Consider the following 13,969-nt stretch of genomic DNA (forward strand, 5'->3'; position numbering starts at 1 on the left):
ACTATTACGATTGATTTTACTTATGCATTCTGGCAACAAGCTTATCGTATTCCGGTGTTGTCACAAGGCTGTCAACGACCAAGAGCTGAGCATGAGGAGCCGACTGCTGTGCTTCTCCTTGATGCGCAATCGTTGTTACCACTAAAATATTTTTAGCATTGTACTCATTTAAATCCTTATACGCTGCTGTTGAAACCGGAATTCTGACCTCATTGTTTTTAAAGATTGAACGAAGTGTTTCCTGTCCCATGGTTGCTGAACCTTTAGCTTTTCCATAAGCAAAGACCACGGCATCAATATGGTTTAAATCAATTTCTGTATTGCTGTCAGCGTCTGCTGCAGAACTGTCGCTTGTTTGAGAAACAGCAGAATCATTTGTCAGATTGGCAACAATTTCATCATATTTAGGAGTTGCCAAGAAATTATCTACAGCGACATGTACCGCACGCGGTGTTTTTTGTCCCGCACGGTCAGCCAGCTCTTCTTGTGTTACAATCAATGTATTAGCAGTATCCTGCAAATTAGAAATAGCTTGGTTGGTTACAGGAATGTCCAAACCTGCTTTTTTCACCTTGTCACGAAGAATGGATGCTCCCATAGCTGAGCTGCCCATACCGGCATCACAGGCAAAAATGATTTGGTGAATATTATCCGTTGTAATGTCTGCATTGAGCGGTTCTGCTTTAACTGCTTTTCCTTTAGACTCAGCTTTTGCTGCCTGAGTAGCTTCCTGTGCTGCTTCAAGGGAACCATCATCAGATTTGTCGGCCTTGAGAATCACTGAACCTACTAAGAAAGATACAATCGCTGCTGCGAAGACACCGGCAAGAACGACCAAGTGAGGGCCCCAGCCTTTAGGTGCCATCCCCATGATAGCGATGATTGATCCCGGTGAAGCAGGCGCTGTCAGTCCGGCACCAAGGGTTTGGAAAGTAAAGGTACCAGTAAGACCGCCGGCAATAACAGCTAAGAACATCGCTGGTTTCATCATAACGTACGGGAAGTAGATTTCATGGATACCCCCAAAGAAGTGGATAATCATAGCTCCCCAAGAAGTGGATTTGGCAGAACCTTTGCCAAACATTGCATAAGCAACCAAAACACCAAGACCAGGTCCCGGATTAGCTTCCAGCAAGAAGAGAACGGACTTACCGACCTTAGCCACTTGTTCAGTACCAAGAGGAGTAAAGATACCATGGTTAAGTGCATTGTTCAAGAAGAGAATTTTAGCCGGTTCAATAATCAGATTTGCTAACGGCAGGAGATGGACTTTGACAATCGCTTCAACTCCCAGGCCTACCCATTCTGTTAATTGGGCAACAACCGGTCCGATGATAAAGAAGGCAAGCACCATCAGGGCAAAACCAATCAATCCAAGTGAAAAGTTGTTGACCAGCATTTCAAAACCGGTTCTGATTTTCGGCTGAACTTTTTCATCGAATTTTTTCAAAAGCCAAGCTGATAAAGGCCCCATGACCATAGCACCAATGAACATGGTTACTGTTGACCCTGCAATCGCACCAAAGGAAGCAATCGCACCAATAACGCCGCCGCGCTGCTTGTGAATATTATACCCTCCGGTATAACCGATTAAGAGGGGCAGCACATATTTGAGCATTGGTCCGACAACATTGGCATCCAGATCTTTATTAGGCAGATAGCCGGTTGCGATAAACAGCGAAGCTGCAACCCCCCAAGCAATAAAGGCGCCAATATTAGGCATAACCATGTTTGATAATGAGGTTCCGAGTTTTTGTATCCGAACCTTTAGTGAAGATTTTTGTTCCATCAGAACGCCTCCTTTTTATTCTGATACTACTATACCACCATCCTTTTTCCAATGAAACTCAAACTTTGGCAAAATGTTTTTGACATTTATGGCTTCCTGTGACAATTTAAAATTAAAGTACTGTCCGGTCAGACTGCATCAAACATGCAGCAGGTGTTTACATCAGTAAGCCGTCAAAATATAAACCTATGTTTTTGCAGTCATTGTCTGGAATATCTGAATTATTTTATTTCAATTAACAGCTAACTAAAGCTTAAGCACATGAAAAAACCCGGAACATCGTCCCAGGTTTTAAACTATTCAACGGTAACGGCCTTAGCCAGATTACGAGGTTTATCAACATCAAGCCCGCGCTGCAGCGAAGCATAGTAAGCAATCAGCTGTGTCGGAATAACCATTGAAATGCTTGACAGGTAAGGATGCACCTGATTGACAACAATGTCATCACCTTCCTTATCCAGCCCTTCTTCAACCACTGTCAGGACATTAGCACCGCGTGCTGCAACTTCCTGAATATTGCCGCGGGTATGGGCAGCAACAGTCTCACTTGATGAAATCAAGGCCAGAACAGGGGTACCGTCTTCGATCAGTGAAATGGTTCCGTGTTTTAATTCTCCGGCAGCAAAACCTTCACACTGGATATAGGAAATTTCTTTGAGTTTTAAAGAAGCTTCCATAGCCACATAGTAATCGTTGCCGCGGCCGATATAAAAAGCATTTCGTGATGTTGCCAAAAGATGAGAAACTTTTTCTTCAATAACTTCCCGCTCAGAAAGGCTGGCTTCAATAGACTGAGCAACGATGGACAGTTCGTGCACTAAATCAAATTCCAAAGCTTCTTTTTTGCCATTAGCTTCACCGACAGCCTTTGAAAGGAAAGCAAGAGCTGCTATCTGAGCTGTATAAGCTTTGGTAGAGGCTACTGCAATCTCAGGACCGGCATGGAGCAGCATTGTGTAAGTTGCTTCACGAGACAGGGTCGAACCAGGCACGTTTGTAATCGTCAGACTAGGAATTCCCATCGCATTGGCCTTGACCAACACCTGACGGCTGTCAGCTGTTTCGCCGGATTGACTCAGCAGGATAAACATTGGTTTTTTGCTCAGCAATGGCATGTTATAGCCCCATTCAGAAGCAATTCCCAATTCAACCGGAGTATCTGTCAGTGTTTCAATCATTGATTTTGAAGCAAAACCTGCATTGTAAGATGTTCCGGCAGCTAAGATATAAATGCGGTCAGCCTCCTGAACAGATTTGACAATAGCAGGGTCAACGGTGATGTTTCCTTTATCATCTGCATAGGTTGAAATTAATTTGCGCATAACAGTAGGCTGCTCGTCAATTTCCTTAAGCATATAGTAAGGATAAGTTCCCTTGCCAATATCCGATAAATCAAGCTCAGCTGTGTAGGCTTCACGCTCAACAGCATTACCGTCGTAGTCTGTCACTTCCGCATTATCCTTCGTCAAGACAACCAATTCTTTGTCATGGATTTCCATGAACTGATTGGTTTCGCGAATCATAGCCATGGCATCTGAACAGACCATATTGTAGCCGTCGCCAAGACCGATCAAAAGCGGCGATTTGTTCTTAGCAACATAAATAGTATCCGGATTTTGTGAATCAACCAAGGCAAAAGCGTAAGAACCTTCAATAATATGGAGGGCTTTTTTAAAAGCCTCAAGTACAGACAAACCGTCTTCAACGAACTGACCAATTAAATGGACGGCAATTTCAGTATCCGTTTCGCCTTTTAATGTATGACCGGCCAAGTACTCTTCTTTGATTTGCAGATAATTTTCAATGACACCGTTATGGACTAAAACAAAGCGTCCAGTTGCTGATGTATGCGGGTGAGCGTTGGCCTCTGTAGCCTGACCGTGAGTCGCCCAGCGCGTGTGACCGATTCCTGTAGAACCAGCTACGTCAATACCAATTTTAGCCCGCAAATCGGCAATACGGCCGACTGACTTAATCAAACGTCCGTTTTCAGCTTTATCAATAACATAAATTCCGGCAGAATCATATCCGCGATACTCTAATTTTTCTAATCCTTGCATCAAAATATCTGTTGCATTACGATTTCCTACAACACCTACAATACCACACATAGTTTTCTTGCAGCAGAGTCTTTCCTGCTGCTTCCTCCTTAAATTTTTATAATTGGTATAGCCTAATTAGGCCTCCAAAAAATCAACAAAACCAGTATATAACTTTATTCTTCTAAAGTCAACAACAAAATTGGTCTAGTCTTATTTGATAGCACAAAGCAAGAAAAAAGAGCAGCTTGTGCTACTCTTTGCGGACAAACCCAAAGGTTTTTAATGGCAAAAGTCTAAAGGTTACAACACCTTTAATCTGTGATTTTTTGATAAGGCCAAATGTCCGGCTGTCCTTGGTATTTGTGCGGTCATCATTTAAAATCAAATATTGTCCCTTAGGAATTTCCTGATATTTTCCTTTAGTGACAGTGGCAACAGTAAAGTCAGCTGTGAAAGGATTGTCTGCGTTTTTTGCATGATAGCTGTTTTTCAGTTTCTCAATATAGGTCTGATCTTCTACCTTGTTGTTGAGATAAAAAATATCATCCATATATGTGATACTGTCTGCAGGTTCGCCAACGATACGGCCGATATGAGATTTACCGGCAGCCTGATAAACGACAAATTCTTTATAATCCGGTTTTTCTTTTTTGGAAATCGTAATGAGATCACCCGTTTTCAAATAACTGTTTGCATCATCTTGTGCTACCCGATAGGTAGAAAAAACAAAAATCCGCAATAAAAGCAGGATGAAAACTGCCAGCACGGCCAGAAGAATATTTCTGATAAAGTCACGTTTAACCATAGATCTCTCCTTAAGTTGTTACTCTTTATTATAGCATGTTTCAGACAATAAAAAAAGAGAGCGATTTTAAAATCATGACCAGCAGTTAAATGCCTCATCATCACTCTCTGATTATACTTACAATAGAACTATCTGCTTAATTTTCACCTAAAAAGAAGGACACTACAGCCACAACAATAACTGCTCCTAAGATAGACGGAACCAAAGCCATACCGGCCAGACTGGGTCCCCAGCTGCCAAACAGAGCCTGACCTGCCCAAGAACCAACCAGACCTGCAAAAATATTGGCAAAACAGCCCATCGTTTTTCCTCTGTTTGTCAGAGCACCGGCAATAGCTCCAATAATAGCTCCGACAATCAGCGACCAAATCAATCCCATAATTTCTGCCTTTCTGTATAAGAATTATATCTAGTTTAACAGGAAAATCCCTAAATGCCAAGAAAATTGCTTTTATCCCCGGCAGTCAATACTTTGCAAATCACATTCCAAAGAAAAAGGGAGTGGGAAAGAACCTAAAAATTGAAAATTTTGGTTCCCACCACTCCCTAGTTTCAAGGTGGTGACCTGAAACGGTCTCTCACCAGACCGTTTCACTCCCACCCCCGCACAGTTGGCTAGGCCAACTTAGTCTTACTCCCAACCACTGCGTCAAGAGCTTATTCCAAAACAAGAATATTGGATGAGTTTTTGCCCAGCCTCTGTATGCAATTCTTATTTTACTGTACGGACACGCATGGTGTTTGTTCCGCCTGAACCAACTGGTACACCGGCAACGATAACAATGTTATCACCAGATTCAACCAAGCCTGATTTAAGCGCTGCTTTTTCAGCAATTTCGAACATGTCATCAGTAGATGCAGGTTTCTTCGTCAAAATTGGAATCACACCCCAGTTGATCATCAATGATTTTTGAATCTTTTCATCAAATGTTAAAGCTAAGATGTCAGTATCCGGACGGTATTTAGAGATTAAACGGGCTGTATTACCGGTTTCAGTGATGGTAACAACCAATTTAATATCCATTGATCTGGTTGCATCTTTAACAGCTGAGGCAACAACTTCTGTTTTGTTTGTACGAGGCAGATTGTCTGAGTTCAAACGGCCATATTCGTTAAGAAGCGTTTGAGCGTTTTTATCAATGGTTGCCATTGTACGTACTGATTCAACCGGATATTTACCGTTAGCAGATTCTCCGGAAAGCATTGTTGCATCTGTACCGTCAATAACCGCATTGAAAACGTCAGATACTTCTGAACGCGTTGCACGCGGTTTGTCAGTCATTGTTTCAAGCATGTTTGTTGCTGTGATAACTGCCTTGCCGGCTGCATTGACCTTAGTGATAATCATTTTTTGGTAAACCGGAACCATTTCAAACGGAACTTCAATACCCATATCACCGCGGGCAATCATGATACCGTCTGCAGCATCAATAATTTCATCAATGTTGTCAATACCTTGTTGGTTTTCGATTTTAGCAAACAATTTAACATGATCATTGCCGGTTTCTTTACAGATAGCACGCACTTCATTAACATCTTTTGCCGTACGAACAAACGAAATAGCAATGAAGTTAAGTCCTTGTTCCAAACCAAAACGAATATCAGCATTGTCACGTTCAGCAAGTGCCGGGAAAGGAATCTTAGTGTTAGGAATGTTAACACCTTTTTGCTTGGCGATAGTGCCGTCATTTTCAACAACGACTTCAAACTCACGGTTAGTAATATCTTTAGCTGTTACCGTAAGACCAAGTTTCCCGTCATCAATAAGAATGGTTTGACCGACAGCAACGTCATCATAAATATCAAGACCGCCGGCAACATTCAAAGCAATAACATCTTTTGTAGATTGGATACCTTGCTTAGTCGCTACACGAAGCTTATCGCCAGTCTTGTAAGAAAATTCTTTTGAACCATCTTCAAACAATTCTGTACGCATTTCAGGTCCCTTAGTATCAAGAAGGAATCCAACCTTTTGGCGTGCCAATTCTTCGGCACGGCGTACAGTTGCCATACGTTCACCCTGCTCAGCATGATCTCCATGTGAGAAGTTGAAACGAAAGACATTAGCCCCTTCAGTAATCAATTCAGCAATCTTGGCAGCTGAAGCTTCGACATCAAGCTTTTCATCCCAATAACCATCCTCACCGAATCTTTTACCGCCGCGGATTTCAACCGCCGGACCTAATGTTGCAACAATTTTTACGCGTTTATTCATTTTTTATGAAACTCCCTTATTTTCTGTCAATCATTGATTATTATTAAAAACTATAACGCAGTCTTAGTGAGCTAAGTCACGATTTAAAGCCGCAAAATCAAGGCGTGCTTTGTGAGGATTGTTCACAACAATATCCCCTGCTTCTGTCAAACTAAAGAGGGCACCTTCTTCTGCTGTTCCAAGAATTGGATGCTCAACCAGTTTTTCATTTTGAATGCCGACGGCCAGACCGCCCTTGCCGGCTTTCAGCAACTCGACTGCATGTGCTCCCATCCATGAAGCAATCACACGGTCACGAGGAGTTGGTGCTCCGCCGCGAAGAATGTGACCAAGGTTTGTCACCCGAAGATCACTGTCATCTCCTGCTTCTTTCATCTTGGCAGCAAATGCTTCACCATGCATAACACCCTCTGCAAGAACGATTAAGTGGTGGTTTTTGCCTTTAGTGGCATAGCCGTCTTTAACCTGGGCTACAACTTCGCTGATATCGTAGTCTTCCTCAGGGATGATGATTTGGTCAGCACCGGCCGCGATTCCAGACCAAAGTGCGATATCACCTGCATTGCGTCCCATCACTTCAACAACAAAGGTACGTCCGTGACTGAATGACGTGTCGCGAATTTTGTCAAGAGCTTCCATTGCCGTATTAACAGCGGTATCAAAACCGATCGTGTAATCAGTTCCGACAATATCGTTATCAATCGTTCCAGGAAGACCGATAGCAGGGAAACCGTGTTCGGTTAAGCGCATAGCGCCGTGGTAAGAACCATCGCCGCCGATAACAACAACACCTTCAATTCCATGCTTTTTGAGTTGTTCAATACCTTTTAATTGCCCTTCAAGCTTAGCAAATTCAGGATAACGTGCAGATTGGAGGAAAGTTCCTCCGCGAGAAAGGATGTTTGATACTCCTTTGGCGTCAAGCGGGAAAATATCACCCTCAACCATACCAGCATAGCCACGGTTGATGCCGCAAACTTCCATTCCCTCAGAAATTGCTTTACGAACGACTGCACGAACAGCAGCATTCATACCAGGGGCGTCTCCGCCGCTGGTTAAAACAGCAATACGTTTCATTTTGCTTGATACTCCTTTATTTAAATTAACGTTATTATTATAGCACAAACCTTGGTAAAATGTTCACTTTCTTTCTTACTTTTTAGCGAAAAAGCGTTTTCAACGCATAATTGGCCAGTTTTTCTTCCAGCTCCGGGCTTTTGGCAACAAAATGACGGCTGCTTTGCAGCGTTTCTTTGCTTTCTGCATAGTGCAGCACAACCGGAATATTTCCGGGATAATCCGCCAAAATAGCAGAAACTTCTTTATCATAGGCATGATTTTGCAGTTTTATCCAAAACTTCTCTGTCAAAGCAGGCTCTAACCGGTGCAAAACCATCTGCAGGCGCTGATCCCGCTCTTGAATTTTACCGGTAAAATAATAGATCGTTTTCTCAGCCAGAATCTGTCTGTATTTCTGATAAACTTCTGGAAAAAGAGTAATATCAAGCTTTTTCTTGGTATCGGTCACACTGAGAAAGGCCATCTGCTCCCCTCTTGATTTCGTTCTGATAATCTTGATGGTATTGATTTGCGCAAGCACAGTAACTTCGCTTCCTTCAACAAGATCACTTATCCCCACCAGGTTTTTCGATGAGTGCTTAGCAATTTCAACCAACGGATGAGGGCTGATACCTGCTCCGATGATATCCTGCTCCATCTGATATTTTTCCGCATTGGTATAATCCTCTTCTTCCAGCCAGTTGTAGGAAGAATCGGCAAAGAGACTTCCCAGCTCATTGACAAAAGTGAAGAGATGTTCCAAATTCACCACAATTTTTTTGCGGTTCTTTTCAAACTGATCGAACAAGCCAATTTGAACCAGAGGACTGATGATTTCAGTCTTCTGATATTTCTCCGGCATTCTTGTCAGAAAGTCTTCTACACTTGAAAAAGGGCGGTTTTCAATAATCCAATAGGCAAAATCACGCGCTATTCCTTTGATATTTTTCAAGCCTAGGTATATCTGACCCTGGCTTATTTTATCAGAATAGGGAATCGTATTGATGGACAGAGGACCAATTTTAAAATCCGCTTCCAGAGCATTATCAAGGTAGTCACTGCTGGAGTAATTTAGCATAATGTCAAAGAAAACAGCCGGGTAATGCGCCTTGAAATAAGCCATCTGGAAGGCCAAAGCTGAGTAGGCATAGGCATGGCTCCGGTTAAAACCATAACCTGCGAACTTAGCCATTCTGGCAAATAAATCCTTGGCTACTTTAGGATTTCGTCCGAGATGTTCGGCTCCTGCCAAAAAATCTTTTTCCATCTTTTGCATCTCAGCCGCATTTTTCTTAGACATAGCACGGCGCAGCAAATCCGCCTTTCCCAGTGTGAAGCCCGCAAACACCTGAGCAATCTGCATGACTTGCTCCTGATAAAGCATGATACCATAGGTGGATTTTAAAATAGGAGCAACCACAGGATCGATCAGATCAACTTTTTCCCGGCCGTACTTGCGCCGAATGAAGTTTTCCGTATAATCACTGGCACCGGGGCGGTTAAGACTGGTTGCTGCCACGACTTCTTCAAAACGGGACGGCTTAATGCGCTTTAAGAGATTGATGGCACCGGCAGCTTCAAATTGAAAAATTCCTTTTGTATTGCCGGCAGCAAACAGAGCCAATGTTTCTTTGTCTTCCAAATCAATGGATCTGATATCAATAATCTGGCCGTAATCCTTGGCTGCTTTTTCCTGCATCTTTTGAACAAAGGTCAGATTTCTAAGGCCTAAAAAGTCCATTTTCAGCAGTCCGTTAGCTTCAACTGCCGGTGCATCGTACTGGGTAATCATCATTTCCTCACCAGACTTGAGAGGAATGTGATCCGTTAAATTATCATCACTCATTACGATTCCGGCTGCATGGATAGAGGTCTGGCGAGGATTCCCTTCTATTTTTCGGGCAATTTCAAAGGCCCTACGGTACTCTTCTTTGCTGTTAATAATCTGACGAAAGGCAATATTTTTTTCATACACACTGGTCAGCGTATCCCGAAAACTAATCTTTTTAGTGATATTGCTGAGTTCGTACTCCGTTGCTCCGAAGCGTTTGAAGACATCTCGTATGGCTTGTCTGGCTCCAAATGTTGAAAAAGTAACAATTTGGGCAGAATGCGTTGAACCATAGCGGTCACGAACATAACTCAAAAACTGACTGCGGTAAATATCAGGAAGATCAATATCAATATCCGGCATGCTGTAGCGCTCTTCATTAAGGAAACGTTCAAAAAGGAGATCATTTTTCACAGGATCAATGCCGGTGATATCCAAAGCAAAAGCTACCAGACTTCCCGCAGCAGATCCCCGTCCCATTCCCATATAATAGTTTTGAGAACGGCCGAAGCGCAGCAGATCCCAAACAATCAAAAAGTAGTCATCAAATCCCATTTTATGAATGACAGTCAGTTCAGTTCTCAAACGTTCCTGATAGCTGTTGCCTGTAAGATTTTTAGCTTTCAGTCCTTGCTGTGCCAGTTCTCTCAACTCTTCAGCAGCAGGCTTGTGACGGTTAAAACGCGGCAGCTTTAAGTCAGTATTAAATTGATAAGAAACAGAAGCGACCAGTTTTTCTAAATTCACAAGACTTTGCGGAAAACGTTGGGCAAAAAGAGCTTCCATCTCACTTTCAGAAAACAGATATTGATTTTTAGCGACCGGCTCCACGTCCCTCAAAGGAAGATTATCTCTGATAGCATGCAGAATCTGCAGCGTTTCCGTTTCAGCATTTTCATAGTAGCGCACCGTGTAAAGAGGCAGGATTTGATGTGTAAAATTCAGCTGCGGCGTGTCCGGTCTGACACCAATGTAGAAAGAATCAGGCAAATCCATGTTTTCAATTCCTTCAAAATAAGGAACGACAACAGCCACTCCCTCCATAAATTCTTCTACATCAGAAAACAGATGATGGTCGGTCATTTTTGCTGTTGAAATCTTAAGCAGATTTTGATAACCTGCAGTATCTTGAGCAATAAAGCACATGGTCACCTGCTCGCCAAGCAGCATCAAGTCAGTCTCAAGCCCTAAAACCGGCACCAGATTTTCCCGCTGTGCCATTTTGATAAAATGAAAGGCAGCATAGAGATTATCCTTATCCATAATCCCGATATGTGAGTACCCCAGTTCCTTGGCCTTTTTGATATAAGACTTTAAGTCAATCAAACTATCCATAAAACTATAAACGGTTTTAGTATCTAACTGTGCAAACATAGCCTTCTCCTTAAAATCCTCTTATTTTCTATTATACTATAAATCCGTATAATTCTCTTCTCATTCTGTCATGGCATGATTTAAAGATCAAAACTAGCGAGAAAATTCCAGCAGCGTTCACTGACCTATAAAAAAGCCGCCAGCTTAATAATCTTTAATTTTCAGCGTCTGTCATAAACTTCTGAATTATTTCTTGACATTGCTTTTTTATAATTGTATTATAGATATAACACAATTATACATTTAGAAGGGAGAAAAGATGGCTTGGAAATTTGATGAAAAATCGCCTATCTATCTTCAGATTGCTAATCATATTAAAATGCAGATTATCAGTCAGGAAATAAAGCCCGGTCAACAGCTGCCCACAGTCAGAGATCTGGCCGAAGAAGCCGGTGTTAACCCTAACACTATGCAGCGTGCTTTTACATCGCTGGAACACGAAAATATGGTTTTTTCGGTCAGAACTTCCGGACGTTTTGTTACAGAAGACTTACAGCTTATTGAAGAGGAACGCCATAAACTGGCACAGACAGAGCTCAAAGGTTTTATTGACAAGATGACCAAACTCGGTTTTAGTAAAGATAATCTAGTAACAGTATTAGAACAATATATTAAAGGAGAGTCGCAATGACAGAACAACTGCCCCTGCTGCAACTGCACCACGTTACCAAAAAATTCGGGAAAAAAGCTGCCCTTGATGATATTTCCTTCAAACTGCCAAAAGGGAAAATTATCGGCTTATTGGGTCCAAACGGAAGCGGCAAGACGACACTTATCAAACTGGCTAACGGCCTTTTGCAGCCAACCTCAGGTGAAATCGTAGTGAACGGACTGAGACCCTGTCCTCAAACAAAATCAATGGTTTCCTACCTCCCTGATACGAGCTATCTCAGCGATAAAATGCGGGTCAGTGATATTTTGCGTCTGTTTGAAGACTTTTACAGTGACTTTGACAGGCAAAAAGCTGAACGGTTATTGGAAGATTTAGCTATCGGTCAGGATGAAAAATTAAAAAATCTCTCTAAAGGCAATAAAGAAAAGGTACAGCTGATTCTTGTGATGAGCCGCAAAGCACAGCTGTATATTCTGGATGAGCCCATCGGCGGTGTTGATCCCGCTGCCCGTGACTACATCTTAAGAACAATCGTTAATAATTACTCAGAAGATGCTTCTGTTCTCATTTCAACACACCTGATTGCTGATGTTGAACAAATTTTAGATGACGTTATTTTTATCAATCAAGGAAAGATTGTTTTGCAGGAAACTGTTGATGATTTACGTGAGAAATATGCACAGTCAATCGATCAGATCTTTAGAGAACGATTCAAAGCTTAGGAGGATGTCATGTTTGGAAAATTATTAAAATATGAATTTAAATCAGTCGGAGCTTGGTTTTTCGGCTTGTATGGATTAGCTGTATTTATTTCCTTGGGCTTGGGTTTTTGGTTCAGCCGCAATATCAAGCTTCAAAAGGAGACCAGTTTTAACTCAGATACGCAGGATATTTTGCTTTTTGCTTTATCAAGTGCATTGGTAGCCGTTTTTATTGCTATTTTTATCGCCACCCTGCTAATTATTATTCGCCGCTTTTATAATAATATTTTCGGCAGAGAAGGCTATCTGACCTTAACCCTGCCGGTATCAACGCACAAAACGATTTTGGCTAAATTACTGACCGGTTTTATTTGGAACGTCTGCAGCGGCATGATTTTCATAATCAGTGTCTTCCTATTAGCCTTTCCGGCTCTCAAACAATTACAGCCTACGTATCTGTCCGACGTGATGAATGCCGCCAAGGACGCTCTCCTCTCTCCTAAATTTGGATTGTTCATTCTTCTTATAATCGCAGGAATTTTCACCAGTATTTTAGAAATTTACTTTGCCATTTCTTTAGGCCAGCTTTTTCAGGATTACCGCGGTTTGCTTGCTTTTGCCTTTTACTTTGTTATCAATCTTACCCGCAGTTTTTTAGATTATCTTGCAACTGGTGCCGGAACCGGTTTGATTAATGCCATGATTTCGGGCAGTGATAGTATTTTTGAAGACTATTATCAGCTGACTCTAAATATTGTCGTTACTGTCATTTACGGCCTCATTTTCTACTTCGGAACACACTACATTATCAAAAACAAATTGAACATCCAGTAAAATTTGCTGCCACAAAAGCAAAGGAGATTAGTCTTTCTAATCTCCTTTATTATTTAGTTTAACCCATTTTGAAATTTATTTTTTAAGAGGCCGTTTTCAAAATACAATGTAATATCTGCCGATTCGGATTCTGCTTGTAAACCGCTGGTCCAGACTGCCTGAATTTCTGTTTTATCCGACGACACAGACTGAGACAGAACATCCGGCTCACCCAGTTGTTCAATGACTTGCTTGTAACTGGTCCGTGTCTGCAGTTTTTGAAAATCAGCTTGGGAAATTTTCGCCTTGCGCTTAAATGAAAAATTGGTGATAGAGCGTGCTACTGTACTGTTCTCATACAGATGAACGACGATGACCGCACCATCTCTTTCCCAAGTATAGCTGTCTAAAGTGACATCCCCTGCCGGCTTTTGCTCATGTTTAACGGGCTCACCCAGAAGCTTTTTTAATTCTTCCAGACTTGTCCCGCCTGTAAAGGCAGTCCTGTCCTCAGAAACGTTAATCTTGTTAAAATGCAAACGAAAGTCCGCATTCTCTGTTTTCATCAGCAAAGCCTCATCAGATGGCTGCGCTGGTTTTTGCTGAGACTCTCTAGCCTGACAGCCCAGCATCAGCAAACAGCATATAGCGGCTGCTCCTGCCTGCAGCACTTTCCTCAATCCTTTCATAACAGCCAAAATCTCCTTTAAATAAAAAAACGCCTATG

At 42.0% G+C, this 13,969-nt stretch carries 11 protein-coding genes; 3 read left to right on the plus strand and 8 right to left on the minus strand.

Going from position 1 to position 13,969, the window contains the following annotated elements; translation table 11 throughout:
* Nucleotides 1–16: 16 nt before the first annotated feature.
* The 7 genes from AC4HAN_RS03180 to AC4HAN_RS03210 all read right to left on the minus strand — a co-directional run bounded on the left by AC4HAN_RS03180 (nucleotide 17) and on the right by AC4HAN_RS03210 (nucleotide 11,115).
* Nucleotides 17–1,789 carry a PTS mannitol transporter subunit IIBC gene (locus AC4HAN_RS03180; RefSeq protein ID WP_491091157.1) on the minus strand — a complete coding sequence of 591 codons (1,773 nt, stop codon included), beginning with the start codon at nucleotides 1,787–1,789 and terminating at the stop codon, nucleotides 17–19.
* A 296-nt stretch (nucleotides 1,790–2,085) separates the two neighbouring features.
* The gene (gene glmS / locus AC4HAN_RS03185; protein ID WP_491091158.1) at nucleotides 2,086–3,900 is read right to left on the minus strand and encodes a glutamine--fructose-6-phosphate transaminase (isomerizing); all 1,815 of its coding nucleotides are present in this window, start codon (nucleotides 3,898–3,900) and stop codon (nucleotides 2,086–2,088) included.
* 181 nt (nucleotides 3,901–4,081) lie between these two features.
* Nucleotides 4,082–4,636 (minus strand): signal peptidase I, encoded by a 555-nt coding sequence (gene lepB / locus AC4HAN_RS03190; RefSeq protein WP_491091159.1) that lies wholly within the window; start codon nucleotides 4,634–4,636, stop codon nucleotides 4,082–4,084.
* Nucleotides 4,637–4,772: 136 nt separating this feature from the next.
* The gene (locus tag AC4HAN_RS03195; protein WP_027975968.1) at nucleotides 4,773–5,015 is read right to left on the minus strand and encodes a GlsB/YeaQ/YmgE family stress response membrane protein; all 243 of its coding nucleotides are present in this window, start codon (nucleotides 5,013–5,015) and stop codon (nucleotides 4,773–4,775) included.
* 333 nt (nucleotides 5,016–5,348) lie between these two features.
* Entirely contained in the window at nucleotides 5,349–6,851 is a 1,503-nt protein-coding gene (gene pyk / locus AC4HAN_RS03200; RefSeq protein ID WP_491091160.1) for a pyruvate kinase, read from the minus strand.
* Between the two features lie 63 nt (nucleotides 6,852–6,914).
* Nucleotides 6,915–7,928, minus strand: coding sequence for a 6-phosphofructokinase (gene pfkA, locus AC4HAN_RS03205; protein WP_491091161.1), 1,014 nt, complete (start codon nucleotides 7,926–7,928; stop codon nucleotides 6,915–6,917).
* Between the two features lie 82 nt (nucleotides 7,929–8,010).
* Complete coding sequence (locus AC4HAN_RS03210; protein WP_491091162.1) at nucleotides 8,011–11,115, minus strand: DNA polymerase III subunit alpha; 3,105 nt, start codon at nucleotides 11,113–11,115, stop codon at nucleotides 8,011–8,013.
* 259 nt (nucleotides 11,116–11,374) lie between these two features.
* On the opposite strand from AC4HAN_RS03210, the gene AC4HAN_RS03215 reads away from it, so the two are divergent.
* Genes AC4HAN_RS03215 through AC4HAN_RS03225 form a run of 3 tightly spaced genes read left to right on the plus strand, consistent with a single transcriptional unit; the run spans nucleotide 11,375 to nucleotide 13,263 of the window.
* A complete protein-coding gene (locus tag AC4HAN_RS03215; RefSeq protein ID WP_491091163.1) occupies nucleotides 11,375–11,746 on the plus strand; it encodes a GntR family transcriptional regulator in 372 nt (123 codons plus the stop codon).
* On the plus strand, nucleotides 11,743–12,450 hold the full coding sequence (locus AC4HAN_RS03220) for an ABC transporter ATP-binding protein (RefSeq protein WP_491091164.1): 708 nt from the start codon (nucleotides 11,743–11,745) through the stop codon (nucleotides 12,448–12,450). Before AC4HAN_RS03215 ends, AC4HAN_RS03220 begins: the two co-directional genes overlap by 4 nt.
* Nucleotides 12,451–12,459: 9 nt before the next feature.
* On the plus strand, nucleotides 12,460–13,263 hold the full coding sequence (locus AC4HAN_RS03225; protein WP_491091165.1) for a permease: 804 nt from the start codon (nucleotides 12,460–12,462) through the stop codon (nucleotides 13,261–13,263).
* 53 nt (nucleotides 13,264–13,316) lie between these two features.
* Here the strand turns inward: AC4HAN_RS03225 and AC4HAN_RS03230 are convergent, their stop codons facing one another.
* A complete protein-coding gene (locus AC4HAN_RS03230) occupies nucleotides 13,317–13,931 on the minus strand; it encodes a DUF3862 domain-containing protein (RefSeq protein ID WP_491091166.1) in 615 nt (204 codons plus the stop codon).
* Between the last annotated feature and the right edge of the window lie 38 nt (nucleotides 13,932–13,969).

This window comes from Streptococcus sp. ELY_86, from assembly GCF_058314495.1.